28 protein-coding genes are annotated in these 26,302 nt (G+C 71.2%); 12 read left to right on the top strand and 16 right to left on the bottom strand.

Going from position 1 to position 26,302, the window contains the following annotated elements:
- Positions 1–168: 168 nt before the first annotated feature.
- Positions 169–366, top strand: a complete 198-nt coding sequence (locus OIU81_RS31730) for a hypothetical protein (RefSeq protein ID WP_329153345.1) — start codon at positions 169–171, stop codon at positions 364–366.
- Between the two features lie 175 nt (positions 367–541).
- The gene (locus tag OIU81_RS31725; protein WP_329155495.1) at positions 542–2,962 is read left to right on the top strand and encodes a phosphoketolase family protein; all 2,421 of its coding nucleotides are present in this window, start codon (positions 542–544) and stop codon (positions 2,960–2,962) included.
- Positions 2,963–2,975: 13 nt separating this feature from the next.
- On the opposite strand, the gene OIU81_RS31720 is transcribed toward OIU81_RS31725, so the two are convergent.
- The gene (locus OIU81_RS31720) at positions 2,976–3,635 is read right to left on the bottom strand and encodes an endonuclease (RefSeq protein ID WP_329153344.1); all 660 of its coding nucleotides are present in this window, start codon (positions 3,633–3,635) and stop codon (positions 2,976–2,978) included.
- A gap of 954 nt (positions 3,636–4,589) precedes the next feature.
- Here OIU81_RS31720 and aroQ point away from each other — a divergent pair.
- The 6 genes from aroQ (at position 4,590) to OIU81_RS31690 (ending at position 9,278) form a co-directional block, all read left to right on the top strand.
- A complete protein-coding gene (gene aroQ, locus OIU81_RS31715) occupies positions 4,590–5,060 on the top strand; it encodes a type II 3-dehydroquinate dehydratase (protein ID WP_329153342.1) in 471 nt (156 codons plus the stop codon).
- A 41-nt stretch (positions 5,061–5,101) separates the two neighbouring features.
- Positions 5,102–5,941 carry a hypothetical protein gene (locus tag OIU81_RS31710; RefSeq protein ID WP_329153340.1) on the top strand — a complete coding sequence of 280 codons (840 nt, stop codon included), beginning with the start codon at positions 5,102–5,104 and terminating at the stop codon, positions 5,939–5,941.
- A gap of 100 nt (positions 5,942–6,041) precedes the next feature.
- Positions 6,042–6,440: a DUF7144 family membrane protein gene (locus OIU81_RS31705; protein ID WP_329153339.1), complete on the top strand. Its 399-nt coding sequence runs from the start codon at positions 6,042–6,044 to the stop codon at positions 6,438–6,440.
- Positions 6,441–6,457: 17 nt separating this feature from the next.
- Complete coding sequence (locus OIU81_RS31700) at positions 6,458–7,849, top strand: DUF2252 domain-containing protein (RefSeq protein ID WP_329153338.1); 1,392 nt, start codon at positions 6,458–6,460, stop codon at positions 7,847–7,849.
- Between the two features lie 132 nt (positions 7,850–7,981).
- Positions 7,982–8,941 (top strand): non-homologous end joining protein Ku, encoded by a 960-nt coding sequence (gene ku / locus OIU81_RS31695; RefSeq protein ID WP_329153337.1) that lies wholly within the window; start codon positions 7,982–7,984, stop codon positions 8,939–8,941.
- Between the two features lie 109 nt (positions 8,942–9,050).
- Positions 9,051–9,278, top strand: coding sequence for a DUF6458 family protein (locus tag OIU81_RS31690; protein ID WP_189096941.1), 228 nt, complete (start codon positions 9,051–9,053; stop codon positions 9,276–9,278).
- Between the two features lie 40 nt (positions 9,279–9,318).
- On the opposite strand, the gene OIU81_RS31685 is transcribed toward OIU81_RS31690, so the two are convergent.
- Positions 9,319–10,854 (bottom strand): alpha/beta hydrolase, encoded by a 1,536-nt coding sequence (locus OIU81_RS31685; RefSeq protein ID WP_329153335.1) that lies wholly within the window; start codon positions 10,852–10,854, stop codon positions 9,319–9,321.
- Positions 10,855–11,298: 444 nt separating this feature from the next.
- Here OIU81_RS31685 and OIU81_RS31680 point away from each other — a divergent pair, with 444 nt between their 5' ends.
- A complete protein-coding gene (locus OIU81_RS31680; protein ID WP_329153333.1) occupies positions 11,299–12,348 on the top strand; it encodes a histone H1-like repetitive region-containing protein in 1,050 nt (349 codons plus the stop codon).
- A gap of 6 nt (positions 12,349–12,354) precedes the next feature.
- Positions 12,355–13,356 (top strand): SRPBCC family protein, encoded by a 1,002-nt coding sequence (locus OIU81_RS31675; RefSeq protein ID WP_329153331.1) that lies wholly within the window; start codon positions 12,355–12,357, stop codon positions 13,354–13,356.
- Positions 13,357–13,407: 51 nt separating this feature from the next.
- Here the strand turns inward: OIU81_RS31675 and OIU81_RS31670 are convergent, their stop codons facing one another.
- The gene (locus OIU81_RS31670) at positions 13,408–13,734 is read right to left on the bottom strand and encodes a plasmid stabilization protein (RefSeq protein ID WP_329153330.1); all 327 of its coding nucleotides are present in this window, start codon (positions 13,732–13,734) and stop codon (positions 13,408–13,410) included.
- 322 nt (positions 13,735–14,056) lie between these two features.
- On the opposite strand from OIU81_RS31670, the gene OIU81_RS31665 reads away from it, so the two are divergent.
- Positions 14,057–14,587, top strand: coding sequence for a Dps family protein (locus tag OIU81_RS31665; protein WP_329155494.1), 531 nt, complete (start codon positions 14,057–14,059; stop codon positions 14,585–14,587).
- 90 nt (positions 14,588–14,677) lie between these two features.
- On the opposite strand, the gene OIU81_RS31660 is transcribed toward OIU81_RS31665, so the two are convergent.
- The 9 genes from OIU81_RS31660 to OIU81_RS31620 form a co-directional block, all read right to left on the bottom strand.
- Positions 14,678–14,851, bottom strand: a complete 174-nt coding sequence (locus OIU81_RS31660; RefSeq protein WP_329153329.1) for a CsbD family protein — start codon at positions 14,849–14,851, stop codon at positions 14,678–14,680.
- A 17-nt stretch (positions 14,852–14,868) separates the two neighbouring features.
- The gene (locus OIU81_RS31655) at positions 14,869–15,276 is read right to left on the bottom strand and encodes a gas vesicle protein K (protein ID WP_329153328.1); all 408 of its coding nucleotides are present in this window, start codon (positions 15,274–15,276) and stop codon (positions 14,869–14,871) included.
- Positions 15,266–15,517, bottom strand: coding sequence for a gas vesicle protein (locus OIU81_RS31650; RefSeq protein WP_329153326.1), 252 nt, complete (start codon positions 15,515–15,517; stop codon positions 15,266–15,268). Before OIU81_RS31650 ends, OIU81_RS31655 begins: the two co-directional genes overlap by 11 nt.
- Positions 15,514–16,329, bottom strand: coding sequence for a GvpL/GvpF family gas vesicle protein (locus tag OIU81_RS31645; protein WP_329153324.1), 816 nt, complete (start codon positions 16,327–16,329; stop codon positions 15,514–15,516). The genes OIU81_RS31650 and OIU81_RS31645 overlap by 4 nt, the downstream gene beginning before the upstream one ends.
- A complete protein-coding gene (locus OIU81_RS31640; protein ID WP_329153322.1) occupies positions 16,326–16,853 on the bottom strand; it encodes a gas vesicle protein in 528 nt (175 codons plus the stop codon). The genes OIU81_RS31645 and OIU81_RS31640 overlap by 4 nt, the downstream gene beginning before the upstream one ends.
- Positions 16,854–16,931: 78 nt before the next feature.
- Positions 16,932–17,189 carry a gas vesicle protein GvpG gene (locus tag OIU81_RS31635; RefSeq protein ID WP_329153320.1) on the bottom strand — a complete coding sequence of 86 codons (258 nt, stop codon included), beginning with the start codon at positions 17,187–17,189 and terminating at the stop codon, positions 16,932–16,934.
- A 9-nt stretch (positions 17,190–17,198) separates the two neighbouring features.
- Entirely contained in the window at positions 17,199–17,912 is a 714-nt protein-coding gene (locus OIU81_RS31630) for a GvpL/GvpF family gas vesicle protein (protein WP_329153319.1), read from the bottom strand.
- 3 nt (positions 17,913–17,915) lie between these two features.
- A complete protein-coding gene (locus tag OIU81_RS31625) occupies positions 17,916–18,371 on the bottom strand; it encodes a gas vesicle structural protein GvpA (protein ID WP_329153318.1) in 456 nt (151 codons plus the stop codon).
- An 87-nt stretch (positions 18,372–18,458) separates the two neighbouring features.
- Positions 18,459–18,854 carry a gas vesicle protein GvpO gene (locus tag OIU81_RS31620; RefSeq protein ID WP_329153316.1) on the bottom strand — a complete coding sequence of 132 codons (396 nt, stop codon included), beginning with the start codon at positions 18,852–18,854 and terminating at the stop codon, positions 18,459–18,461.
- Positions 18,855–19,117: 263 nt separating this feature from the next.
- On the opposite strand from OIU81_RS31620, the gene OIU81_RS31615 reads away from it, so the two are divergent.
- The gene (locus OIU81_RS31615) at positions 19,118–21,256 is read left to right on the top strand and encodes a SpoIIE family protein phosphatase (RefSeq protein WP_329153314.1); all 2,139 of its coding nucleotides are present in this window, start codon (positions 19,118–19,120) and stop codon (positions 21,254–21,256) included.
- A gap of 159 nt (positions 21,257–21,415) precedes the next feature.
- Here OIU81_RS31615 and OIU81_RS31610 read toward each other — a convergent pair whose 3' ends face one another.
- The 4 genes from OIU81_RS31610 to OIU81_RS31595 all read right to left on the bottom strand — a co-directional run bounded on the left by OIU81_RS31610 (position 21,416) and on the right by OIU81_RS31595 (position 26,146).
- Entirely contained in the window at positions 21,416–22,306 is an 891-nt protein-coding gene (locus OIU81_RS31610; RefSeq protein ID WP_329153312.1) for a DUF6801 domain-containing protein, read from the bottom strand.
- A gap of 41 nt (positions 22,307–22,347) precedes the next feature.
- Complete coding sequence (locus OIU81_RS31605) at positions 22,348–25,188, bottom strand: NACHT domain-containing protein (protein WP_329155493.1); 2,841 nt, start codon at positions 25,186–25,188, stop codon at positions 22,348–22,350.
- Between the two features lie 59 nt (positions 25,189–25,247).
- Positions 25,248–25,547 carry a trypco2 family protein gene (locus OIU81_RS31600; RefSeq protein WP_329153310.1) on the bottom strand — a complete coding sequence of 100 codons (300 nt, stop codon included), beginning with the start codon at positions 25,545–25,547 and terminating at the stop codon, positions 25,248–25,250.
- Positions 25,548–25,684: 137 nt separating this feature from the next.
- Positions 25,685–26,146 (bottom strand): arginase family protein, encoded by a 462-nt coding sequence (locus OIU81_RS31595; protein ID WP_329153308.1) that lies wholly within the window; start codon positions 26,144–26,146, stop codon positions 25,685–25,687.
- Positions 26,147–26,302: the final 156 nt, after the last annotated feature.

Here is a 26,302-nt window from a genome sequence, read left to right as displayed (position 1 = left end):
GCGCCCGCCGGTCCGGGGTCCGTCACCCCGGCGCCCGCCCGCCGTCGCGGGCGGGCCGCTTCCCCACCTGAGCCCGGCCCCCGTTTCCGCTGCCTCCGCCTCCCGGTCCCCTCCTGAACGGGCCGACGGCCGCCGTCCGACGGACGATGGTGAGGAAGGAGAGGAAACATGACCCTGATGAGCGCTGCCGCCGTGACCACCGCACGCGAGCCCGACGGACCGGGCCCCGTGCCGAGCGAGCCGGAGCCGGTGCCGCGGGACCCGGCCCCGGCCGGACCGGAACCGGACGAACCGGCTCCTGCCCCTGGCCCTGGCGAGCCCGGCGCGAAGCCGGACGACGACCCGGCCGCCGAGCCACCCGACTGAACCGCGGTCCCCCCATTGCCGCGCGGCACGGCGACCGGAAGCGGGAGGCGAGGGGTGCCCGTCCACCGGGCGGCGGCCCGTCGGCTGCGCCCGCCCATGAAGTGCCCGTCGCGTGGGCACACGCACAGTGCCGCCGGTGAACACCCCTCGCACCCACCACGGTCAGGAGATGAGCATGCCCGACGCGGCCCCCACAGCAAGCGCAGCAGCCGCAGAAGACACCGCAGACACCGCGCCGGGCCCCCTCGGCGCCGATGAGCTGCACGCCCTCGACGCCCATTGGCGGGCCGCCAACTACCTGGCCGCCGGGCAGATCTATCTGATGGCCAACCCGCTGCTGACCGTCCCCCTGCGCCCCGAGCACATCAAGCCGCGGCTGCTGGGCCACTGGGGCACCTCGCCCGGTCTGAACCTCGTGCACACCCATCTCAACCGCGTCATCAAGGCCCGCGAGCTGGACGCCCTGTGCGTCTGGGGGCCGGGGCACGGCGGCCCCGCCGTGGTGGCCAATTCCTGGCTGGACGGCACGTACGCCGAGACCTACCCCGATGTCACCCGGGACGAGGCCGGCATGGTCCGGCTGTTCCGGCAGTTCTCCTTCCCCGGCGGGATCCCCAGCCATGTCGCTCCGGAGACCCCGGGCTCGATCCACGAGGGCGGCGAGCTCGGCTACTCCCTCACCCATGCCTATGGCGCGGCGTTCGACAACCCGGAGCTGCTGGTCGCCTGTGTGGTCGGCGACGGCGAGGCGGAGACCGGGCCGCTCGCCGCGTCCTGGCACGCCACGAAGTTCCTGGACCCGGTGCACGACGGCGCGGTGCTGCCCGTCCTGCACCTCAACGGCTACAAGATCGCCAACCCGGCGGTGCTCGCCCGGATCCCGCAGGACGAGCTGGATGACCTGCTGCGCGGCTACGGTCACGAGCCGCTCCATGTCACCGGCGACGACCCGGCAGCGGTCCACCAGGCGCTGGCCGCCGCGATGGACCACGCCCTGGACCGCATCGCCGACATCCAGCGCCGGGCCCGCACGGAGGGCGTCACGGAGCGCCCCCGCTGGCCCATGATCGTGCTGCGCACACCCAAGGGCTGGACCGGTCCGCACGAGGTCGACGGACAGCCGGTCGAGGGCACGTGGCGCGCCCACCAGGTCCCGCTGCCCGGCGTACGGGACGACGCCGGGCATCTGCGGCAGCTGGAGGACTGGCTGCGCTCCTACCGCCCGGACGAGCTGTTCGACGCCGGGGGCCGGCCGCGCCCCGAGGTGCTGGCCTGCGTGCCCGAAGGCCCGCGCCGGCTGGGTGCCTCGCCGCACGCCAACGGGGGTGTGCTGCTGCGGGATCTGCCCCTGCCGCCGCTGGAGCGCTTCGCGGTGGAGGTCACGGCGCGCGGCGGTGCGCTGCACGAGCCGACCCGGGTACTGGGCGGGCTGCTCGAAGCCGTCATGGAGGCCACCGCGCAGCGCCGCGACTTCCGCGTCGTGGGCCCCGACGAGACCGCCTCGAACCGGCTGGAGGCCCTCTACGAGGCCACCGGCAAGGCCTGGCAGGCCGAGCGCCTCGACACCGATGAGCATCTCGCCCATGACGGGCGGGTCATGGAGGTGCTCTCGGAGCATCTGTGCCAGGGATGGCTGGAGGGCTATCTCCTCACCGGCCGGCACGGGCTGTTCTCCAGCTACGAGGCCTTCGCGCACATCGTCGACTCGATGGTCAACCAGCACATCAAGTGGCTGCGGACGTGCCGCCGGCTGCCCTGGCGGCGCCCGGTCGCCTCGCTGAACTATCTGCTGACCTCACACGTCTGGCGGCAGGACCACAACGGCTTCTCGCACCAGGACCCCGGCTTCGTCGACCACATCCTCAACAAGAGCCCGGAGGTGGTCCGGGTCTATCTGCCACCGGACGCCAACACCCTGCTCGCGGTGGCCGACCATGTGCTGCGCAGCCGCGACTACGTCAATGTGATGGTGGCCGGCAAGCAGCCGAGCTTCGACTGGCTCACCCTCGACGAGGCCCGCGCCCACTGCGCGCGCGGCGCCGGCGCCTGGGAGTGGGCGGGCACCGAGGACGGCAGCAGCCCGCCGGACGTGGTGCTGGCCTGCGCGGGGGACGTGCCCACGCTGGAGACCCTGGCGGCGGCCGCCCTGCTGCGCCGCCGTCTGCCGGAGCTGGCGGTGCGGGTGGTCAACGTCGTCGACATGGCCCGGCTGCTGACGCCCGGGGAGCACCCGCACGGCATGCCGGATGCCGAGTACGACGCGCTGTTCACCCGCGACAGGCCGGTCATCTTCGCCTACCACGGCTACCCGTGGCTGATCCACCGGCTCGGCTACCGGCGCGCGGGCCACGAGAACCTCCATGTGCGCGGCTACAAGGAGGAGGGCACCACCACCACGCCCTTCGACATGGTCGTCCGCAACGATCTCGACCGGTTCCGGCTGGTGATGGACGTGGTGGACCGGGTACCCGGCCTCGGGGTGCGCGCCGTCGCGCTGCGGCAGGAGATGGCCGACGCCCGTACCCGTCATCACGCCTGGATCCGGGAGCACGGCACCGACCTTCCGGAGGTCGCGGGCTGGACCTGGAGCGGCTGAGCCGGGCGCCGGTTCAGGCCCCCGCCGCCTCCCGTACGTCCTCGGCGACGGACCGGTCCAGTGCCGCGCGCACCAGCCCGGAGGCGAAGGCTGCGGTCCGGTCCGCCCCGACCAGGCGCGCCAGCTGCCGGGGGTCGCCGGGCAGGCCCAGCCGCTCGGCGCCCTGGACGGCCTTGGCATCGAGGTACGGGGCGAATTCCGGCCAGACGTCCTGCACCTCCCGCAGGAAGATGTGGGAGCCCGTCGGCCCCAGGCCGGGGACCTTCTGCAGTTCCCGGCGCAGCGCGGTGACGTCGCCGCCCGCCGCCGCTCGCATCCGCCGCAGATCGCCGCCACAGGTGTCCAGCAGCAGCGTGGCGCCGTCGCCGAGCTGGGTGGCGGTGCGCTCGTCGTAGCGCCGGTAGCCGCCCTCCCCCAGGGCGTCGACCCGCTGCTGCCAGGTCGCCGCGGCCATCCGCCGCGGGGTGCGCAGTCCCGCGTCGAACAGGGCACGGGCGGCCGCCACCGCCACGGACGCGCGGATGCGCGCGCTGAGCAGCCCGGCCAGCACCAGCACCTGGTACAGCGGCTGCGGGGTGTTGCCCAGCCGGATCCCGCTCTGTGCCGCGAAGGTCTCGCCGTGCCGCTCCAGCAGGGCGTGCGCCAGGGCCCGCTGCCCGCCGCGGGCGCTCACGGCGCGGTCCCGTACGGGCCGTCGGGGTCGAGGGGGAAGTCGAGGGGGATAGTGCCGGCCACGCCATGTCCTCCGTCGCTCCGGTCGGTGCGTCCGCGGTCACCCTCCCCGGTCCGCCGCACGGGAAACGGCCACTGCTCCAGGGGGCGCAAGGGCGCGCCGCTCACCGCAGCGCGTCGGGCCGCCGGCGCGCCGTGCGCAGCGACCGTCCGCGGGCCGGCACCTCGGACCACGGGCGCGCGGCCGCCTGCGCCAGGACGGCGGCGACATCCCGCAACGACCAGCGCTGCGCGGTGAGTCCGGGATCGTCGAGCCGGCCGCGGCCGATCGGCGTGGCGTCCGGGGACGCGTCCGGCGGGGCGCCCGGGTGCCGCCTGTGTCGCCAAGTCCCGCGGTCCGTCGCAGAGTGGGCACGGATGCGGTCCGTGCGCGGCCGTGCGCATGGTCGGCGCCGGACCGGCAAGGAGACCGGCAACCCCGCGGAGGGAGCGCCCGGCGCCCGTCCGCCCAGCAGCGACCATGAGGAGCAGATGACGGTGCGAGCGCACGCAGGACAGTCCGCCACCCCCCGTCCGGACCCCGTTCCGCCCACTCCGGGTCCGGGCCCCGGGCCGCCCGGACCCACCCCGGGCCCCACGCCCGGCCCGGCCCCCGTCCCCGGACCCGACCCGGTGCCGCCGCCGGTGCCGGGCCCCGAACCGGACCCGGTCCCGCCGCACCCCGCGCCGCCGACACCGGGTCCGCAGCCCGGCCCCGCGCCCGATCCGCTGCCCGCGCCGGGCACCGCCCTGAAGGCCGGACGGCCGGGCGGTGACAGCGGCCGGCACTGAACCGGCGCCCGCAGGCGGCCGGTACCGGCCCGTGAGCCGGACCGGCCGCGGCGTCCCGCACAATGAACCCACCGGTTCCTACAGACGCCGGGCGCGCACCGCGCACCTCTGCACGGGAGAGAAGATGCCGAACCCGGACGCCGACCACGCCTCCGCCGCCCCCGTCCTGGTCCTCAACGGGCCCAATCTCAATCTGCTCGGACTGCGTGAGCCCGAGATCTACGGGCGGGACACCTTCGCCGACATCGAGGCGCTGTGCCACCGCACCGCCACCGCGCACGGACTGCGGGCCGATGTGCGGCAGAGCAACCACGAGGGCGTCCTCATCGACGCCGTGCAGGAGGCACGGACCGCGCACCGCGGGATCGTGATCAATCCGGCCGGCTACAGCCACACCTCCGTGGCCCTGCGCGACGCGCTGGCCGCGGCGGACGTCCCGATCGTCGAGGTGCATCTGTCGAACATTCACCGGCGGGAGGAGTTCCGGCACTTCTCCTATGTGTCCGGGGTCGCCGACGCGGTGATCTGCGGGGCGGGGGCCCACGGCTATGCGCTGGCGCTGGCCCATCTGGCCCGTCTGGTGGACACGGCCTGACGGGGCCCGGCAATCGCGCACGGGGTCGTTAGTCTCGGCGGGTGGGGCATTCCGAGGAACGCGCCGAGGGTGCGGGACCGTTCATCACCCGGCTGACCTGGCGCCTGGAGGAGGGCGGCACCGCCGTCTGGGAGTCCCGGGCGGCCCGCAAGCGCGGGACGCTCGCGGTGCGCCCCGCCGGTGCCGCCGAGAGCGGTGTGCGGCGCGCCGACGCCATGGCGCTGGCGCGGCTGCGCAGGCTCAACGGCGTGGCCGCGGCCTCCTTCACGGTCGGCGGCCTCCTCTTCGCCGTCGGTGCGGCGCTCTCCCAGTTCAGCACCGCGGGGCCGACCGTGTGCGCCACGGTCTACTTCGTCGGCGGCGTCTTCTTCACCCTGGGCGGCTACGCCTCGCTGGCCCAGACCGTCAACGCGCCGCGCCGGGAGGGTACGGCAGGTGAGCTGACCACGCACGCGTTCCGGTGGTGGAGCTACGAGCCCGGCCGGGTGGACTGGCTGAGCACCTTTCTGCTGTTCCAGGGGACGCTGGTGTTCGGCGTCAATCTGCTGGATTCGTTTCTCCAGGGGCTCACGGCACGGCAGACGAACCGGCTGGTCTGGACGCCCGACATGATCGGCTGTGCGCTGTTCCTGATCTCGGGGCACCTCGCGGTGATCGAGGTCTGCCACGGCCGGCCGTGCCTCCACGCGCGCAGCCTCGGCTGGTGGATCGTCGCGGTCAATCAGCTCGGTTCGGCGCTGTTCATGGTGTCCGCGCTGGCGGCCTTCAGCCGGCCCGAGACCGGCAGCCTGGTGAACGTCGGCGTCGCCAACTGGGGGACCCTCACGGGCGCGCTGTGCTTTGCGGTCGCGGGCGTGCTGCAGGCCTGCGAACGTCCCTGACATGCGGGTGCGGCATACCTGTGGAACCGTGGTCTCACGGCGTGATCACCGGCAGTTCCGGTGTGGACACGGCCAGGTTTCTCAAGCAGAGGAGTGACCCATGGCCTCTCGGAAGCAGACTGTGGGCGGATGGACCGCATTCGCCGCAGTCCTCATGATCTTCGGTGGCGCGATGACCCTCCTGGAGGGCATCTCCGCCATCGCCAAGGACAACGTCTTCGTCACCACGACGAACTACGTCTTCTCCTTCAACCTCACCGGATGGGGCTGGATCCATCTCATCCTGGGCCTCGTCATCCTGCTGGCGGGCATCGCCCTGCTGAGCAGCGGCGCGGCCTGGGCGAGGGTGGTCGGTGTGATCGTCGCGGGCCTCAGCGCGCTCGCGAACTTCCTGTGGATCCCCCACTACCCGTTCTGGGCGATCGTGCTGATCGCCATCGACATCTTCATCATCTGGGCGCTGTGTGCCGGAGACCACCGCCACGCCGTCGCCGTCTGAGTCGACCGGCGCGCCTGATGGCCTCCGGACCCACCGCACAGGAACGCGCGGACGCGGGCAGGGCACTTCGCTCCGAAGTGCCCCGCTCGCGTCATGAGGAGTTCAGCCCGGCGCCGGACCGTGCCGACCCGGTGGACCTCATCGAGCGGCAATCGGCCCTCCGCCTGCCGGAGTTGGTCCCCCTGCGCTACGGGCGGATGCTGGAGTCACCGTTCCGGTTCTACCGCGGCGCGGCCGCCATCATGGCCGCGGATCTGGCCACGACACCGTCGACGGGGCTGACGGCCCAGCTGTGCGGGGATGCCCATCTGCTGAACTTCCGGCTGCTGGCCTCCCCCGAGCGTCATCTGATGTTCGACATCAACGACTTCGACGAGACCCTGCCCGGCCCCTGGGAGTGGGACGTCAAACGGCTGGCGGCCAGCTTCGCCATCGCGGGCCGCCAGAACGGCTTCGGCGAGCCGGAGCGGGCCGGCATCCTCCGGGCCGTCGGGGCTTCCTACCGGGAGCAGATGCGCCGGTACGCCACGATGCGGACCCTGGAGGTCTGGTACGCGCACGCCGACATGGCCGAGGTCGAGGCCGAGGAGGACCGGGAGCTGGGCGCCAGGGGCCGTGCGGGGCTGTCCCGGATGATCGAGGACGCCCATGCGCACGACACCCTGCAGGCGTTCCGCAAGCTGACCCGGCGCAGCGGCGGCGAGGTGCGGATCGCCGCGGATCCGCCGCTGATCGTGCCGCTGCGCGAGCTGCTGCCGGGCGCCGAGGGGGACCGGCTGGCCGGCACCCTCGGGGATCTCATCACCGGCTACGGCCGCAGTCTGCGCGCGGACCACCGCAGGCTGCTGGAGCAGTACCGGGTCGTCGACATGGCCCGCAAGGTCGTCGGCGTCGGCAGCGTGGGCACCCGCTGCTGGATCATGCTGCTGCTCGGCAAGGACTCCGACGACCCGCTGCTGCTGCAGGCCAAGGAGGCCGGCGAATCGGTGCTCGCCCCGTACGCCGGGCCGAGCCGGCAGGACAACGAGGGGGCCCGGGTCGTGGCCGGCCAGCGGATGATGCAGGCCGCCAGCGACATCTTCCTCGGCTGGCAGCAGACCACCGGCATCGACGGGCACCCCCGCGATTTCTATGTGCGCCAGCTGCGCGACTGGAAGGGCATCCTGCAGACGGACGCCATGGCGCCGATCGGCATGCGGCGGTTCGCGGTGCGCTGCGGCGCCACACTGGCCCGCGCGCACGCCAGGTCGGGCGACCGGATCGCGATCGGCGCGTACCTCGGCTCGGGCACGGTCTTCGACGAGGCGCTGGCACTGTTCGCGGAGCGCTACGCGGACCAGAACGCGCGCGACCACCAGGCGCTGGTGGCGGCGGTCCGTTCGGGCCGCGTCCGGGCCGAGTCCGGCTGAGCGGACGGACGGCCTCCGCAGGCGGCCCCGGGCGGCCCCGCCACCCGTTCGGCACACCCGGTACGGCAGCGGATGTACGCTCCGGCCGCCCCGCCTAGCATGGATCCGAATGGCTCCGACGAAGGCGGCCCCATGCGCCCCACGGCGAAGTTCTCCATCAGCTTCGGCCTGGTCACGATCCCGGTCGCGGCGTACAACGCCACGGACAGCTCCACGTCCGTCAGCTTCGTACGGATCCACACCGCGGACGGTGGCCGGGTGCGCAATCAGCCCGTGTGCTCGCTGGAGGGCGTGGAGATCACGCCGGACGAGATCGGCCGGGGCTACCGGCCCGGCGAGGGCGACACGGTCGTCCCGCTCAGCGACGAGGACCTGGACGCACTGCCGCTGCCAACCGCGAAGACCCTGACGATCCTGGCCTTCGTGGCCGGCGGCGACATCGACCCGCTGCAGATGGGCAAGGGCTACTACCTGGGCATCGACAGCCCCGCCGCGGCCAAGCCCTATGTGCTGCTGCGGGAGGCGATGGAGCGGCATCAGCGCGTCGGCCTCGGCAAGATCGCACTGCACGGGCGGGAGACGCTCGCCATGATCCGGCCGATGGCGGGGGCACTGGTGATGCAGGTGCTGCTGTGGCCGCATCAGATCCGCCCGATGGACGGGGTGCTGCCCGAGCGGCCGGTGGAGGTCCATGCCAATGAGGTGGAGGCCGCCGAGACGCTGATGGACTCCTTTGGCGAGCTGTCCGAGGACGATGTGCACGATCACTACCGCGAGGCGCTCGAAGAGATCGTGGCGGCGAAGCTGGCGCATCGTGAACCGCACTTCGAAACCGGCGAGGAGCCACCCGCCGGACAGGTGATGGACCTGATGGCGGCCCTGCAGGACAGTGTGCGCGCGGCCCGGAAGTCCCGCGGTGAGGACGCGGACGCCGAACCCGCCGGATCCGGCCCCGGCACGAAGAAGAGCGCCGCCCGCAAGACCGCGGCGAAGAAGAGCGCCGCCGGAAAGACCGCGGCCGGAAAGTCCACCGCGAAGAAGACGGCCGCGGCGAAGAAGACCTCCGGCAGAGGCGGTCGGCGGGCCGGCTGAGCCCGGCCGGGGCCACCGCCCGCACCGCTCCCGCACATAAGGCGACCACCTCGGGGTACCCGGGAGGTCAACGAGCATTACTGCCAAGAGAGTTATGGAGGTTGACACCATGGGAATCGGCGGGTGCATCGGCCTGCTCGCAGTGGGCGCGATCCTCACCTTCGCGGTGGACTGGCACATGGCCGGGATCAACCTCGACCTGGTCGGCATCATCATGATGATCGTCGGCATCATCGGCCTCGCCACCTACGTCAGCATCCTCAAGCGGCGGCGCACCCAGCCGCCGTCCCCCGGCGCCCCCGTCGTGGACGTCGAGGACACCCGCTACTACAAGTAGCCTCCGCCGCCGCGCACGGCCCTCCCGCGGGGCGGGCCGGTCAGCCGCAGGAGGTATGGGGCTTGGGCAGGGTGCCGTTCAGGAGGAAGTCGTCGACGTGGCTCTGTACGCAGGGGTCGCCGGTGGTGTAGGCGGCGTGCCCCTCACCCCGGTAGGTCAGCACGACACTGGAGTTGTCCAGCACCCGTGCCATGCCGAACGCGCCCTGGTAGGGCGTCGCCGGATCATTGGTGGTGGCGACGAGCAGCATGGGCGGTGCGCCGGGCGCCGAGACGTCACGGGAGGAGTCGTCGCCCGCCACCGGCCAGTCGTAGCAGTCCAGCAGGGTCGGGGCGATGTCGGGGCCGAAGAGCGGGGAGGCCTTGGTCAGTTCGCGTTCCGCCCGGGGATAGTCGTCGGCGCCGTAGCGCTCCGAGGTGTCCCGGCAGGAGATCGCCCGCAGGGCCAGCTGGTCCTGCGGCGGTAGCTCGTCCCGCCCGACCTGCCGCGCCGGGAGCCGGGCGGCGCTGCCGCCGCCGCTGCCGCTCAGCCGGAGAATCCCCGAGGCGTCACCGCGCCGCAGCTGTGCCAGCGCCTGGCGCAGCTGCGGCCAGTCGCTCCTGCTGTAGAGGGCCTCCCGCAGGGCGTACACATAGGTGGTCTCATCCACCGTCTCCCCCTTCACCTTCATCGGCGTATCGCTCAACTGGTGGTACCAGCTGAGGAGTTGCTGTTGCGCCTGGTGCGGGTCGGTGCCCAGCGGGCAGTCCGCGGAGCCGATGCAGTCGGCGGCGAAGTCGTCCAGCCCCCGCTGGAAACCCCGGGCCTGGGACACCGCGGTCTGCCAGGTGTTCTTGGTGGGATCCTCGACGCTGTCCAGCACCATCCGGCCGGTCTTGTCGGGAAACTCATGGGCGTAGACCGCGCCGAGCTTGGTGCCGTAGGAAAAGCCCAGGTAGTTGAGCTTGTCGTCATGGACCGCGGCGCGCAGCACGTCCATGTCCCGGGCGACGTCGGGGGTCCCCACATAGGGCAGCAGCCCGCCGGAGTAACGGCCGCAGGCGTCGTTGATGCGTTTCTCCTTCGAAGCCAGGCTGTTGTCGGCGCCCGCGGCGGGAGGCGGGGCGAGGGAGCTGCCGCAGGAGACGGGTTCGGAGTGGCCGGTGCCGCGCGGATCGAAGCTGACGATGTCGTAGCGCTGTCCCAGCCGGGCGAAGGCGCTGCCGCTGTCGATCAGATAGTTGACGCCGGAAGCACCGGGCCCGCCGGGGTTGAGCACCAGCGAGCCGAGCCGCTTGCCGGGCCCGGTGGCCTTGAGCCGGATCAGCTGGATCTGCATCGTGTTGTGGCCGGGGTCGGTGTAGTTCCGCGGCACCGACATCCGGGCGCAGTCCAGGCGCTCCCGGAAGCCGGGCGGCTCGGTGGCACCCCCGCTCTGCGCACCGCTCTGTACGTCCCCGCCGCACGGCTCCCATGAGAGATGCTGCTGGTAGAACGGCGTCAGATCCTGGTCACCGGCGGCCACCGCGGCGGGAGTTCCCGCGGCGACGCCGCACAGCGCCACCGCCGCCGCCACGGCCCACAGCCGTACGGACACCGTGCGCCGGCGAACACGCCGCGCTCCCCCTACTCCCACGCGCGACGGTGCACGGCGTATTCCCGGCATATTCCGAGCGTAGGGCCGTTGCACGGCGTCCGCACACCTGCGGCGGGGCATCCGGCGCCTCCGTACGGCCCCGTGAGCAGCACTTCCGCGGGACGGGCCGAAAACACCCCGCGGTGTTCCTCCGTTCCTCTGTGTCGTATCCCTGCCGTATCCCTGCCATATCCGTGCCATATTCGGGCCGTATCCGGGCGGAATTCCACCACGCAATGGGATCGACCGCATTCACCGTGTCACCACAAGGGCTCTCAGTGCGCTTCGAGATGCGGAGGTCATCACACGGCTCACTCTGGAGTTAGGGCGGAGCATCACCGCTGGGCGGTGGTCGCCTGCACAGACGCCGATTAGGCCGGACGACCGGGAAAAGGTGGCGTACCCATGAATGACGGATCCAAGGCCCTGTTGGCCGCCGCACTGGCCGGCGGCTATCTGCTGGGCCGCACGAAGAAGGCGCGGTTCGCCCTCACGGTGGCGTCGTATCTCGCCGGGCGCCAATTCGGGCTTGAACCGCGCCAGCTCGTGACGGAGGGGATACGCAAACTCGGCGAGATCCCCCAGGTCGCAGAGCTGGGTGACCAATTGCGCGGAGAAGTGCTGAACGCCGGCCGGCAGGCCGTGACCACGGCCGCCAACCGCGGTCTGGGCACTCTCGCCGACACACTGCACGACCGGACCCTGAAGCTCGAAAGCGGCGAGGAGGAAGGCGAGGAAGAAGAGGAGGAGGAAGGAGAGGGAGAGGAAAAGGAAGCGGAGTACGAGCCGTACGACGAGGGTGAGGAGCCCGAGGAGGAAGAAGAAGAGTACGAGGAGGGTGAAGGCGAAGAGGAGGAGCCGGAGGGCGAGTACGAGGAAGAAGAGGAGGAGGAAGAAGAAGAGGAGCCGGAGGAGGAGCCCGAGGAGCGGCCCCGCCGGCGCACGCCGCAGAAGCGCACACCGGCGGCGGAACGGGAAGCCCCGTCGAAGCGGGGCGGGCAGCAGCAGGCCAGAAAGGCCGCCCGGAAGAAGGCCGCGGCCGGCCGTACGGCCCCGAGGCGGACGGCACCCGCCAAGAAGACGGCACCCGCGAAGAAGACCGCGGCGAAGAAGACTGCTGCAAAGAAGACCGCTGCAAGGAAGACCGCTACCAAGGCCCCGGCCAAGAAGGCGGCTCCGGCCAAGAAGACGGCGGGGAAGGCAGCCAAGAAGGCGCCCGCGAAGAAGACCGCCGCCAAGAAGACCGCGGCCAAGAAGACGGCAGCGAAGAAGACGGCGGCGAAGAAGACGGCGCCCGCCAAGAAGGCCCCGGCCAAGAAGACGGCAGGGAAGGCAGCCAAGAAGGCCCCCGCGAAGAAGACCGCCGCCAAGAAGACCGCCGCAGGCAGGAAGGCAGCCCCCGCGGCGAAGAAGAGCGCCAAGAAGACATCAGCGCGCGTCGAGCGCCGGAGGTAACCGGTCATGGCCAAGACGGGACAGGACAAAGCGGATTCCGGACTCGACCGACTGCGGGACGAGCTCGGGGACTATGTGACGAGCTGGGTGGGAAACCTGGCCGAACGAGCCGGCGACAAGCTGACGGATGTGACGGGCCAGCTGACCGATGTCGCCGAGAACGGCGGATCCCTCTCCAAAATCGGAGCCAATCTCCTCGGCGGCGACTCACCCGTGAAGGCCGCCCTCAAAGGGACGGCGGAGAACGTCAAGGACAACGTCGTGGGCAAGGCCAAGGACGTCCTGGGCGGCGGCAAGAAGCGCAAGTCCGGGGATCAGAAGGTCACCAACATCATCGAGGTCCTCGATATCGGCGTACCGCTGCGTACGGCCTACGACCACTGGACCCAGTACGAGAAGTTCAGCAGCTTCACCAAGGGCGTACGCAATGTGTCGGTGCAGGACGAGACGACCACGGACTGGAAGGCCAAGGTCGGCCCGTCGACCCGGGGATGGAAAGCCACGGTCCTGGAGCAGATCCCCGATGAACGCATCGTCTGGTCGTCCGAGGGCGCCAAGGGAACGACGCACGGTGCCGTCAGCTTCCACGAGCTGGCGCCGAGCCTGACCCGCATCGTGCTGGTCGTCGAGTATTACGCCTCGGGATTCTTCGAGAAGACCGGAAACATCTGGCGCGTCCAGGGACGCCGGCTGCGGCTGGACTTCAAGCACTTCCAGCGCTACGTGACCCTCACCGAGGAAGAGCCGGAGGGCTGGCGCGGCGAGATCCGCGACGGCGAGGTCGTACGGACGCACGAGGAGGCCGTCGAGGCCGAAGAAGCCGAAGAGGCGGAGGACTCGGAAGAGTACGACGGCGAGGAAGCCGAGGACGAGTACGACGAGGACTACGAGGACGAGGAAGAAGGCGGCGCCGAGGACCGGGGCGAGGAGGACGAAGACCTCGACGAGGACGAGCCGGCCGAGGACGGCGAGGAAGAGGAGTGGGAGGAGGACGAGGAAGAGGAGTGAACGGAGCGGCGGCCGGGCCCGGTCCGCCGGCCGCTCCGTCCGGGGGCTCGCTCAGCGGCCGAGGGCGTGGCGCAGCTGCTCCTTGGTCATCGAGGAACGGCCTTCGACGTGGCGCTTCTTCGCCTCCTCGTACAGCTGGTCCCTGGTCGGCCCCTGCGCACCGCGGTGGGAGCGCTCGCCGCCCCGCTGCGGAGCGGACTTCGGGTCCCGGGTGGAGACCTTGCCCGGCGATTTCGCCTCGCCGGCGCGCGCCCGCTCCTTGTTCACCGTCCGCGCGGCGATTTCCTCGGCGCGCTTCGTGGACGTTCCCCGTTCCTGTGCGCCTTCCTTGATGTGCTCGTACTGACGCTCACGCTTCTTGCTCGAACCGGCAGGCATGCTGACCTCCTTGACGTGGGCAGGCGGCCGCGCCGGGCCGTGTGCGGCGGCGCCGCGGCGTGCCCGTCCGACCGTATGTCGCAGCTACCACTTCAGCCCGAACGGCGTCGATGCGCTACTCGGAGCGCGCGGCGGTGTGCCGCCCGGCCGGCCGGACGCCCCCTTACGGGTGCCTACCGGCCGCTTTCCCTAACGGCGGCGAGGAAATGTTTCCGGGCGGCACTGCCGGGCACCCGCATCACCATCACAGGAAGATCGACCTGTGGCGAAAGGAGAGTTCACCGTGGCCGCGAGCAATTCCCCCGCATACACCGTGCCCGGCATGACGGAGGCCGAGGGAGGAGAGGTCATCGAACGCCTTCGGCTGAGGCTGCATGCGCTCAATGATCTGGCGCTGACGCTCAAGCATGTGCACTGGAATGTCGTGGGACCGCATTTCATCGCCGTCCACGAAATGCTCGATCCGCAAGTCGATTCCGTCCGCGCCATGGTCGACGCCACCGCGGAGCGCATCGCGACCCTCGGCGGCTCCCCGGCCGGCACGCCGGGCGCGCTGGTCGCGGAACGGACCTGGGAGGACTACTCCGTCGGGCGGGCGGACGCGATCGCGCATCTGGGTGCGCTGGATGTCGTCTACTCGGGCATCATCAAGGACCACCGGGCGGCGGTGGCCGCCACCGACGGGGTCGATCCGGTGACCCAGGACCTGCTCATCGAGCATCTGCGGTCGCTGGAACTGTTCCAGTGGTTCGTCCGGGCGCATCTGGAAAGCGCCGGCGGCACGCTCAGCACCGAGGCGGCCCACACCGAGGCCGCGGCGGGCCGGGTGGCCGTCCAGCAGGCGCGCCGATAGCCCCGGCCCGGAACCGGGCCGGAAGGTCCCGGCGCCTGCCACCCGCCGGCCCCGCCCCCCGCACGGAATGCGAGGGCGGGGCCGCGCCGTTCAGTGCCTGAGCGAGTCCCTGCCCCTTTCCATTGCCTGCTTCATTTTCCCCCTGACCTGTTCGACTTTCCCTCTCCGGGCCAGGCCCTTGTTTCCCAGCGCTTTCCCGGTGGTTTCCATGGCCTTTCCCTCGACGATATGGCCGAGGTTTCTGGTCTTCTTCCCGATGCCCATGTCGCACTCCTTCAGGGTCATTCATCCGGTGGCAGCAGCGTCCCGAGCGGACCGAGGTCCAGATTGAGATCCTGCATCTTCAGGTCGTATTGGGCGCAGAGTTCCACCATGCGGTCGTGCAGAATCATCAGCGTCGCTCCCAGGCGCTCCTCCTGCTCCTCGGTGAGGTCTCCGGAGTCGACCCGTTGCAGGGCCTGGCGCTCCATGAGCTGGCGCAGCAGCTCGACGAGGGTGAGCACGAGCTTGATGAGGTCGCGTTCCACGGTGTCCGGGTCGGTGCGCAGCCGGTGTGCCGGGCTCCGCCGTTCCCTGCCGCCGGGCGGCGGTTCGTCCTGCGGTGCCGCGGGCAGCAGACGGAACGCCCGGGCGGCCGCGTCGGCGACATCGTCGAAGCGCTGGGCGGGGCGGCGGTCCTCATCCGTCATGGCCGTCGCGTACCGGGGAGGCGGTGGTGGACCACGGGGCGGGGATCTGCTCGCTGATGGAGACGATCAGCGCGCGCAGGGAGATGCGGACGAGGTCGATATCGGCGATGGAGAGGACGACATCGCCGGTGAGGACCACCCCGCCGCTGAGCAGCCGGTCCAGCAGGTCGATCAGCGCGATCTGCCGGTCCGGCAGCGGCTCCCGGTCCACTGCCGGCGGCTGTCCGTCCGCCGCCCTCACGGTGCGGCCCGCTTCATCGGCTCGGTTTCGGGCGGCGTGGCGAAGGAGTACGGGGCCCAGGGCCCGGTGACCTCGACGCGGACCCCGGTCAGGCCCTCGGCGGCCCGGAGGACGTCGGCGCGGAAGCGCTCGGCGTGTCCCACCGGCACGAGATAGGCGTCGTTGATGACGTTCTCCCCCGGCCCGCGGGCGAGTTCGCCCTGCTGGGCCCGGTGCTGGACCCGGTCGACGGCATGGTGCCGGGCGGCGTCCTCGACACGCCGGGCGATCTCCTCGGCGTCCCGGTAGGCGTCCTCGCGGGCGTGCCGCTGGGCCCGGCGATGGCTGAGGTAGGCCCGTCCGGGGCTCAGGTCCGGTGCGGCCGGCGGGGCGGCCGGGCGGTCGGTGGCCGCGGGCGCCTCGACATAGATCTTGACACCCCACTCGGTGTGGGCGGTGAGTTCGGACAGCCGGCCCGCGAAGGCCTCCTGGCGGGCGTCGAGCATCTGCCGCACCCGTTCGTCGTCGAGATACACCGTCGCCAGCCGGAGCGGCAGGACGGTGGTGCGCTCGGCCAGCGCGCCGATCACCCGGTGGTGGGCGCGGGCCACCGACTCCAGCCAGTCCAGGTCCTCCAAGTGGGCGCGCAGTGCGGACTCCTGGAAGTCCTGCTCGGGCACCGGGCTCACGGCGGCCACCATCTCGCCGCGGTGTCCGGCGCGCACCAGGTGCACCGGCGCGTCCGCCACGCCGGGCAGGCCGGACAGCGCCTGTGTCAGCGTCCCGTCGTCGTCGCGGGCGACGGCGTAGGCATAGCTGATGGTCTCCGTCATGACTCGTCCCGCCGCTTGCTGCGGGGGCGGGGCGCGGGCCGCCTGGCGCGGGAGGTCCGTGCGGCCCGGCGGGGCGCGGGCCGGCTCTCCGCGGGCTCGGCCTCTTCCTCGTACTCCTCCTCGTACTCCTCCTCGCCCTCGCCCTCTTCCTCGTACTCGTCCTCCGCCTCGGCCGCCGGCAGTTCCTCGCCCTCGCGCAGCGCCTCGATCTCGGCGCGCAGCCGCTTGTTCTCCTCGGCGAGCGAGTGGTAGCCGTCGGAGGCGCGGGAGGAGAGCGAGGGGTCGTGCTCCCACCAGTCGATGCCCATCTCCTTCGCCTTGTCCACCGAGGCGACCAGCAGCCGGAGTTTGATGGTGAGCAGTTCGATGTCCAGCAGATTGATCTGGATGTCACCCGCGATGACGATGCCCTTGTCCAGGACACGTTCCAGGATGTCGGCGAGGTTGGCCGAGGAGCCCTGCCCGCCGTACGGGCCGGCCCTGGACGGGTAGTCGCCCGTCCTCCTTGCGACGGGTTCGTTCACGGCCGCTGCACCTCGATTCCCGGCTGTCGCGGCACCGGGCCGCCGCCGCGCGGCGCTCCGGCTCCCCGGTGACCGCGGTCAGCTGCCGGTGCCGGTGCCCTGCACATGAGCCCTGATCTCCTCCAGCCGGTCCAGCAGTTCGTCCTCGCGCCGGTCGAAGGTCTCCTCATCGATCTCGCCCGCGAGCAGCGCGCGTTCGAGCGCGGCGAGTTCCCGCTCGATGGGTGCGGGGTCGTAGTACTCCTCCTCCGCGGCGTCGACGACGCGTTCCATGACCCAGGCCACGCCGCGCACGGGCGCCAGCGGAAGGGTGGCGAGTTGGCTCAACAGTCCCATGGGGACTCCCTAGACGAAACTGTAGGCGGGCAGCGGGCCGAGCAGCCGGAGGTCGAAGTCCTCCCCCAGCTCCTTGGCGAGATCCTGCTGCGCGCCGAGGAAACTCTTCTCGTTGTCCTGCTCCACCAGGAAGGACACGCTCAGGAAGTCGTCCCCGGTCGCCTGCGACAGGCGCTCCTCGCGGGCGAATCCGCGCAGTGCGTCGACGAGTTGGCCGGCGAGCGCCTCCTGTCGGTCCTGTACTTCCCGGGCGATCAGTTCACCGAGGGCGAGCGGCATTTCCGGCCCGCCGGTGCCGCTTCTGAGCTGTTCGTTCAGTGCGCGTGCCTCGTCCGACTCCGAGAGGATCTGCCGCAGCAGCGCCTCCTCGGCCTGGGCGGCCTTGAGGTGGTACTCCACGCAGCCCTCCAGTGCCTCCAGCCGCTCGGTGAATTCCTCCGCACGCTCCTCGAGCACCTCCCGCACGGCATCGTCGTCCGTGGTGGTGAAGCCGAACTGCAGGGGCAGGACGGTGCCGTCGGCCATCAGCGCCTCCTGGACGGCCTGATGCGCACCGAGGTCGCGGCGTTTGGGGCGCAGCTCCTCGGGGGCGTCGCTCACGACGGCGGCGAGTTCCTCGCTCCGCACCGTGCGCAGCGTGGACGGCGGGTCGCCCACCCCGTTCAGGGCCTTCAGGTGCTGGGGGTGGTTGGTTGCGACGATGGAGTAGACATAGACGGGCATCGCTCACTCCTTCCGGCGCCGGGCCGGCCGACGAGCCGGCCGCTCACGCCGGCCGGCGGGCTCCTTGTGCTTCTCCTCGTGCTCCTCCTCGTCCTCGCCGCCGCCCTTGAGGGCGTCGCTGACGGCTTCCGCGGCCCCGGACAGTGCGCCCTTGGCCTTGCCGTGCGAACCACCCTCGGTGACCTCGCCGACCAGATCGGTCAGCTGGGAGGGCGCCTTGCGGCCCTCCTCCAGGTCGAGGCGGTTGCAGGCCTCGGCGAAGCGCAGGTAGGTGTCGACGCTCGCGACGACGATGCGAGCATCGATCTTGAGAATTTCGATGCCGACCAACGACACCCGCACGAAGACGTCGATGACCAGACCGCGGTCCAGGATCAGGTCGAGGATTTCGTAGAGATTGCCGGAGCCTCCCCCGCCACCAGGGGCGAGGGTCCCTCCGCCTTGCGGCACCACAGTCACGGTGCCTCCCTTCACCGGCTCACCCCGCGGGGCGGAGCGGCCGAGTCGTTCGCCTGGCGAACGTGGTGAGCGGCGGCCTGCCGGTCCTCAATGCCGGTCGATCTGGCCGCGGGTGTAGCGGCGGGTGCGTTCGTACGCCACCAGCTCGCCTTCCGTGTCCAGCGTCACCCGGTATGTCGCCATCACGCTCGTGGTTCCGGGCACCCGTTCCAGCTCCAGGACTTCCACATCCGCCTGCCAGCCGTTCTCCGTCGGCTGCACCGCGGAGACGGACTCGGGCGCCCGCCCCAGCAGCTCTTCGAGCTGCTCGGACGCGTACCGCATGGCGCGTGGCGCCGAAACGCGGCGGGCCGCGCGCTCCGTCGTCCCGCTCTCGCGGCTGTCGGCCCGGGTACTGCTGGTCTTTCTGGCGGTTTTCCTGGCGGTCTTCTTACTGGACGGACGCCGGACTCGTTCCGTGTCGTCCTCTTCGCCTGTGGCCATGTTTCTCTCCGGATTCGGAGGCGACATGCTGCCCACGCCACTTCCAAGAGGCGCCACTACATGATATACGGCCTGGGCTGAGCGCATCTTGGACGATCCCGCCCCTGGCGGGACCGGGTGCCGGGGGAACCGAGTGCCGCGGCCCGGTCGGCGGCGTAACGTCGGCACTGACCCGGGAGAGACGGCGCGACGGTCTCGGCACGGGGAAACCGGCGGGCCGGAGTGGTCTCGATGGCGCGACGACAGCTGTGTGCAGGTGTGCGATGACCGGCGGGGCCGGGGCGGATCCGGTCGACCGGGCACTGCTCGGCGCCCTGCGGAAGACCGGGGCCTCCGCCGGCGGCCTCTACGAGCTGGCGGACGACGAACCGGTGCTGCAGCTCACGGTCATGAGCGGGATTCCGGCGCCGTTCCTGGAGCCGTGGAGCCGGGTGGCGCTGGCGGCCCCGATCCCGGTCGCCGTGGCCGCCCGCGAGCAGCGTCTGGTGTGGGCCGGCGGGCAGCAGCAGCTGGCCCGGGACTTCCCCCGCACGGCGGTCGCCGTGCCCTATGACTTCGCGCTGGCGGCCGCCCCGGTCGGCGACCGCGCCACGAGCCGCGGCGCCCTGCTGCTGATGTGGCCGGCCGGCCACGCGACGCAGCTGTCGGAGGACGAGTACGAGGCGGTGGAGGCCTCCTGCCGGCGTCTGGCGACGCTGCTGGACGAGCGCCCCCGGCCCCGGGGTGCCACCTCGCCCGCCGGTGCCCCGCGGGTGCTGTCGCCCCCGCCGCCGCGGGCCGTGGAACCCGACGAGGCGCTGGCGGCCGTCGACTACCTGGAACGGCTGCCCGGCGGCTGCTGCGCCCTCGACCTGGAGGGACGCTTCACCCTGGTCACCACGGGCGCGGCGGAGCTGCTCGGCGGGTCGGACATCCGGCTGCTCGGCTCGCGTCCCTGGGATGCCCTGCCGTGGCTGCGCGACCCGGCCTTCGAGGACCGCTACCGCGCCGCGGTGATCAGCCGCCGGGCGATGTCGTTCACCGCCTGCCGGCCACCGGACCGGTGGCTGACGTTCCGGATGTTCCCGGACGCCCGCGGGCTGAGTGTGTGGATCAGCCCCTCGGGCAAGGACTACGGGCCGGTGGCGCCTCCTCCCGCGCAGGGCGAGACGGCGGGACAGGGGGTACCGGCGCGGGCCGGGCAGATCTACCACGTCCTGCACCTCGCGGCCGCCCTCACCGAGGCCGTGGGCGTGCGGGACGTCGTCGATCTCATCGCCGATCAGATCGTGCCGGCGTTCGGCGCCCAGGGCATGATCATGTACGCGGCGGAGGCGGGCCGGCTGCACACCATCGGCCACCGCGGATACCCCCCGGAGGCCATCGCCGCCTTCGAAGGTGTCGCCCTGGACGCCGCCCACAGCCCCGCCGTACACGCCCTCGCCACCGGGGAGTCCAGCTTCTTCAGCTCTCCGGAGGAGGTCGAACGCGACTACCCGGGGCTGCTGCGGCTGACCGGCAAGGCGTCCCGGGCCGTGCTGCCGCTGGTGGTCTCCGGCCGCCCGGTCGGCTGCTGCATCCTCTCGTACACCCGGCCCCGCACCTTCAGCCCGGAGGAGCGCCAGGTCCTCACCTCGCTGGCGGGGCTGATCGCCCAGGCACTCGACCGCGCCCGGCTGTACGACACCAAGCAGCAGCTGGCCCACGATCTGCAGGCCGGCCTGCTGCCGCACAGTCTGCCCGCGGTGCCCGGGTTCGCCGTCGCCGGCCGTTACCTGCCGTCGACCCGCGGTATGGAGATCGGCGGCGACTTCTACGACCTGATCCGGCTCGACGAGGGGCACATCGCGGCCGTCATCGGTGATGTGCAGGGCCACAACGCGGCGGCCGCCGCCTTCATGGGACAGGCCCGCACCGCCGTGCGCGCCTATGCGGCCGCGGGGGTGTCCCCCGGAGAGGTGCTGGCCCGCACCAACCGGCTGCTCACCGACCTGGACCCGGATCTGTTCACCAGCTGTCTGTACGTCCACATCGATCTGCGGACCCGGCGGGCGTGCCTGGCCGGTGCCGGTCATCCGCCGCCCATCCTGCGCCACCCCGACCGGCACACCTCGGTGCTGCACGTACCGCCCGGCCTGCTCCTGGGCATCGACCCGGACGCCCGGTACTCCGCCACGGAGATCACCCTGCCGCCCAGTTCCGTCCTGGCGCTCTACACCGACGGCCTGGTCGAAACGCCGGGCGTCGACCCGGAGCGCTCCGTCGCCGAACTGGCCGGGCGGCTCAACGACGCACCGTCGCTGGACCCCGAGCGCCTCGCCGACGTCCTCCTGGAGAACCAGGACGCCGACACGGACCGGCAGGACGATGTGGCACTGCTTCTGCTGTCGGCCCTGCCGGCCGGACCGGCCATCCCGGTATGAGCCCGGTGGCACGGGCTTCCGGGACGACGGGGGGTGAACGGCCGGGGCGACGGCGGGGCCCGATGCCACCGGGCGGATCCCCACTGTCGCGGTGCCGCACCCCCGTCCATGGCGCTTACCGCAAGGACACCGCCGGCCGGCCGTCACGCACGACGGCCGTCACCCGCGACGGCGGTGCTTCAGCCGCGAGCCGAAGAGGAAGACGCCGCCGCCCGCGACGAGAGTGCCAACAGCCAGCAGCATCAGGTTCTTGGTGTCCTGGCCGGTCCTCGCGGTGGCGCCCTGCACCGTGGCGTCGGCATGGGAGGGCGACAGTGCCGACGCCCCGGCGGAGGCCGAACCGGTCGTGGCGCCCGTGCCCGAAGTGCCGGACGCGGGCGAGCCGGTCGTCGTCCCTGTCCCTGCCCCTGCCCCTGCCCCTGCCCCTGCCCCTGTGACCGCGAACGATGCCACGCCGGGCGACTGGTGGGCATCGAGCGTGCACGCCGGGTTGACCCTGCCCAGGGGTTTGCCGTTCGCCTTCTTCCCGACGAGCGTCAGGTGGAGGTCGCCAACGACGATCCGCACGGTGCCCGGCTTGTGGAACGTGCGAGAGGGGAGGGAGCCGGTCGCCGTGACGGCAAAGGCACGGTCGGACTCGGGAAGGGTGACCTTGTTGATGCTGAAGCGCACAGGGACTGTGAAGTTGCCCTGCTGCGAGCGCAGTTCGACGTTCGTGTTCACCGTGCCCTCAAGGGACTTCAGGCTCCCAAGGAAACTGTGGATCAGGTGCGTGTCGTCCTTACTCGCCCTCATCGTCGCGTTGAACGCGAATTCCGGGCTGGGCTTGTCGACTGCGACTGAATCCGGGACATCCGCGTGGATCTCCATCGGGACGGACCGGCTGACCCCAAAAGCTGAGCATGTGTAATGCAGCGTGGTCGAAACCGGGTGCGCGGACGCGGTGCCGGCTCCTGGAACGCCCACGACTCCGACCGCAACTCCTGCTGCCGTCACGACGCCAAGGGCGAACCTCGCCTTTGGCCTTCCCAAGCTGTGCCCGGTGCTCATGAGTTATCCCCCATCAGTTGATCGGTTGCGACATTCATCAGTCAACGCCTGTCGGGTATCACCGTGTCCATGACGACGCTCGTCCGCTCTCCCATGGTTTCCGGATTGCCGACCGGGTGAACTCGGCGGCCGGTGCGGTCCTGGCGCGACCGGTAGACGTGGGCCAGATGGGCTTCGAGCCGAGCGTGGCGGAATTGGTAGACCGCGCCGGCCTTGCGCAGCACGCCTCGATCATGGGCGTCATCCAGGAAAGCGATCACTGCCCAGGGCAGACACCGGGTCAGCGGCAACCACATACGCGACAGGGCTACCCACTGCCCCCAAGCGGTGAAACTCAGCCCGTACCCGAGACCGCCCCCGAACGCGGCCTCGATCCCGAAGACGAGCCCGGCCAGCAGCCCGAGCACGGGCCCGGACGCGAACCTGCCTACCTGGCCGGGCGTGAGGCCGATGGCGATCCCGGCCGGGACCCCGAGCACGAGCAACCACACGAGCATATGGACGAATGCGTTCTTGCGGTTCGTCCTCAACAGGTCCGAGGCGCTGATAGCGGATGTGGTGTCAATCGGAGTTTCCAGCCACGCCATGACGGCAAGCGCGATTCCGGCGCCGAAACCGAGCTCCACCGGGAACAGCAACGCCCCCCTGAGCCCGCCGCCGAGTCCGTCGTCGAACCCCAGCGGCCCGACGACCCATCTGTCCATGAGCTCCAGCACGACTGCGGTGGGCACCCCGAACGCGAGCCCCAGCATGAACCTCCGGGCGATCTCGGAACCATTGCGCCGGGTCTCACCGAAGATCTGTATGCGCAGAGTCGACGGCTTGGACGCCGCCCCTCTGGGCGCGAACTCGTACACGAACCCGAACACCAATCCGGCCACCAGCCCGTGCAGGAGCCAGACCAAAAACCCCCGCACGACCGCGAACCCGGGCCCATTCTCGGTCGCGACCAAGTCCACGGGCAGGTTCCCGATCCCGGTCGGCACCCCCAAAGCCATCCCGGAGAGGAACCCGATCACCAGCATGCGCGAAGAACGGCGCATCGTGGTGCCCAGTTGCCACCAGGCGAGGTCGTGGGTCTCGAGTTGCTCCAGGTGCGCGGCGAGGTAGCCGAGCCAGTGCTGGGCCCGTTGGGGCGTCCAGTGACGGCGGTGATGAGAACCGTGGGCGTCACGATCGTCATTCGGCGCGGGTTTGTAGACGGCGGGGACGAATGCGGCCAGGAGATGGTCCTGCAGGGCTTCGGGCGTGGGGAAGTGCAGCAGTTTTCCGGGATCGCGTCCGGGAGCGTCGCTGTAGATGGTGCGGGCCAGGGAGACCATGAGCGGGGTGGTGAGCACCTCGGCGAGGTTCGCCGTGCCGAGGGTGTAGGGCCCTTCGCGCAACCGTGCCAGGACGGCATCCCATACCGTACGGTCCGCGCCGCCGCCTCTGATCGTCCGGCTGGCGCGCCTCAGGTAGTCGGCGTAGTCGTCTACGGTGAGGCCCTCCAACTCGATGACTGCGGCGGCGGTGAGCACGTCGGAATCTTCGGAGCCGTTGACGGCCCTGGTGTATTCGTCGGGGCGGCTGGTGAGCAACAGCGGCATGGTGGTGGCCTGGTTGAGCGCTTTGAGCGCCATACCGTGCAGGCCGCTGGGGATCTCGTCGAAGCCGTCGAGAACGGGCAGGATCTTGCCCGTGTCGAGCAGGACGCGGGCCAGGCTGCCTCCGCGTGCGGCGGGAGCCGCGAGGAAGGGGTGGTCACGCACCAGCTGGGCGCACATCCAGTCGCGCAGCGAAGTCGCGGCCGGATCCCAGGAACCCAGGCCGAAGATCACCGGTACCCGGTCGCCGGGGGTGCGGGCATCGAGCCAGTCGACGAGGAAACGCAGGGTCAGAATCGACTTGCCCGACCCGGCCTCACCCAGCACCACCAACCGACAGGACGGGACGGAGGTGTACGCGTCCACGATCTGGTCGAGTTCACCGTCCAGCGGGAGGCGCTCCGCAGCCAGCCTGCGCGGGAGCTTGCGGATGTTGGCCCAGTGATCGACGACATCCCGGTCGGTGCACCGGAAGCGCACGGGGAGCGGGAACGGGTCGTGCACCCGCCGCTGCTCCTCCTCCTTACGCCACTGCTTGGACACCTCGCCGGCGAGGGCCTCGGCCGGATCATCCTCCGCCAGCGGTGGATGTGGCGGCGGCGGTGGGAGCCGCGTGAGGTGGACCGCGCGGGCCGGCAGGCCGATCAGCTCACCCAGTTCGTCGATCTGGGCTTGGGTGAGGCGTTTGTACCAGCGTTGCACCCGGCTCGCCGTGAGCCTGCCGGCTCCGTCGGTGAGGTGATGCGCGCTGACCACTCCGATCAGGCACCCACCGCTCCACACCGCGGCTCCCGACATCCCCTCCCACGGGGAACGGCTCTCCGGATCGGGCCCCGGAGCGCCCACGGAGATCTCCAGGGTGCCCGTACGCAGGTCCGCCCACGGCGTGGTCTTGCCCTGCGCATGGTGGGAATCCCGGAACCAGGTGATCCTGTTGAGCTCCGACGATGCGATATCGGGGCGTAGCTTGAATTTGGGGAACCCCAGCGCTTCGCAATCCGCCGGCTGGGTGATGAGGCCGAACCGCACCGGCAGGACCTCGGCGGCGTGGAGCCCGCTGCTGCCCGCGTCGTTCGGGATCTTGAGCACCGCGACATCGACATCGGAGTCCGCCCACAGTGGCTCCGCCTCACCGGACAGCTCCGTTACGTCACCGTCCTCGGTGAGAAAGCGCAGCGTGACCGAGACCGCGTCCCGCACCACATGCGCGGCTGTGAGTACCGTATCCCCGCTCACGCGGTAACCCGAACCGCGCCGCTCCTCGCCTCCGCGCCGGGTGATGACGACCTGGACCACTCGCCGTACGTCGAGCTCGTCCGGCCCGGGCGCCCCCGATGCGCGGCCGTCCGCAGGGCTCACTGCTCGTGCCGGCCAGCGCGGCCGGAGACGAATGGCGGGTTGAGCGACCCTTCGAGGGTCGGCCGCAAAGCCAGTTTGATCAGCTGCGTCGAGGTGGCGTTCACCGTCGCGTCCGCACCGGACTCGACCACCCAGAACCGTACCTTCGCCCCCGCGTGCCCGGTGCGCTCCAGCCCGACCGACAATTCCAGCTCGATCGTTCCCAACTCGAAGCGCAGCGTCTCACCCTCCGCCGCGACGACCGCCTGCTCCAACTCCGCCCGCAGGTCCCTGATCACACTGGCTAACTCGATCACCCACGCCCCCTACGCCGATACCAGTTGTCAGTCAGCAACGACTGTAGTCCTGTCAACCGCCTGTACGGAGCGAATTGGCACGGTCGCCGCGAGGTAGGGAGCACCCCGCCTGTGGTTCGATCTGTTGCGTGAGGTCATCACGGTGGGCATGGCCGGGATGGCCACGGCCCGCCCCTCCCAGGCCGCCCCCGGCCCGCGAGGGGCCCTGCCATCCGCCCACCGAGACCACCACCGCCGCCGCACCTGCTGCCCGCGAGCACCGGGACGGTCTGCCGCTTGCGGCGCATGGCGATTCCGGTCAGGGCCTCGAAGAGGGCACGGCGGGCGTTCATCGTGGTGGTGTAGCCGGGGTCGAGGTGGGGTGCGACCTCGACGATGTCCATGCCGACGACGGGTGTCTCGTGACAGATGCGGCGGAGGGCCGGCAGCAGTTCACGGTTGGTCAGCCCGGGCGGCTCCGGCGTTCCGGTGCCGGGGGCGAAGGCCGGGTCCAGTACGTCGATGTCCAGCGACACGAACGGGAACTCCGGTCCGTCCAGCGCCTCGTCGATGGCCTGCTGGAGGACCGCGTCGACCCCGCGCCGGTCGATCTCCGCCATGAAGCCCCGAGGACCGCCACCTCGACCCGGCCGGCCCGCAGATCGTCCGGGTTCAGGCACAGCGGCAGCCCGAAGAGGGTGGCGATCCCGGCATAGGCGGGTACCAGCGCCTACCGCTGCAGGTTGATCGGCCCTGGCTCGCGCCTGGGGTCGGAT

This window comes from Streptomyces sp. NBC_01454 (genome assembly GCF_036227565.1).
Classification (GTDB): Bacteria; Actinomycetota; Actinomycetes; order Streptomycetales; family Streptomycetaceae; genus Streptomyces.
The sequence above is the reverse complement of the archived record's forward strand: the minus strand, read 5'-3'. Positions and strand labels throughout refer to the sequence as shown.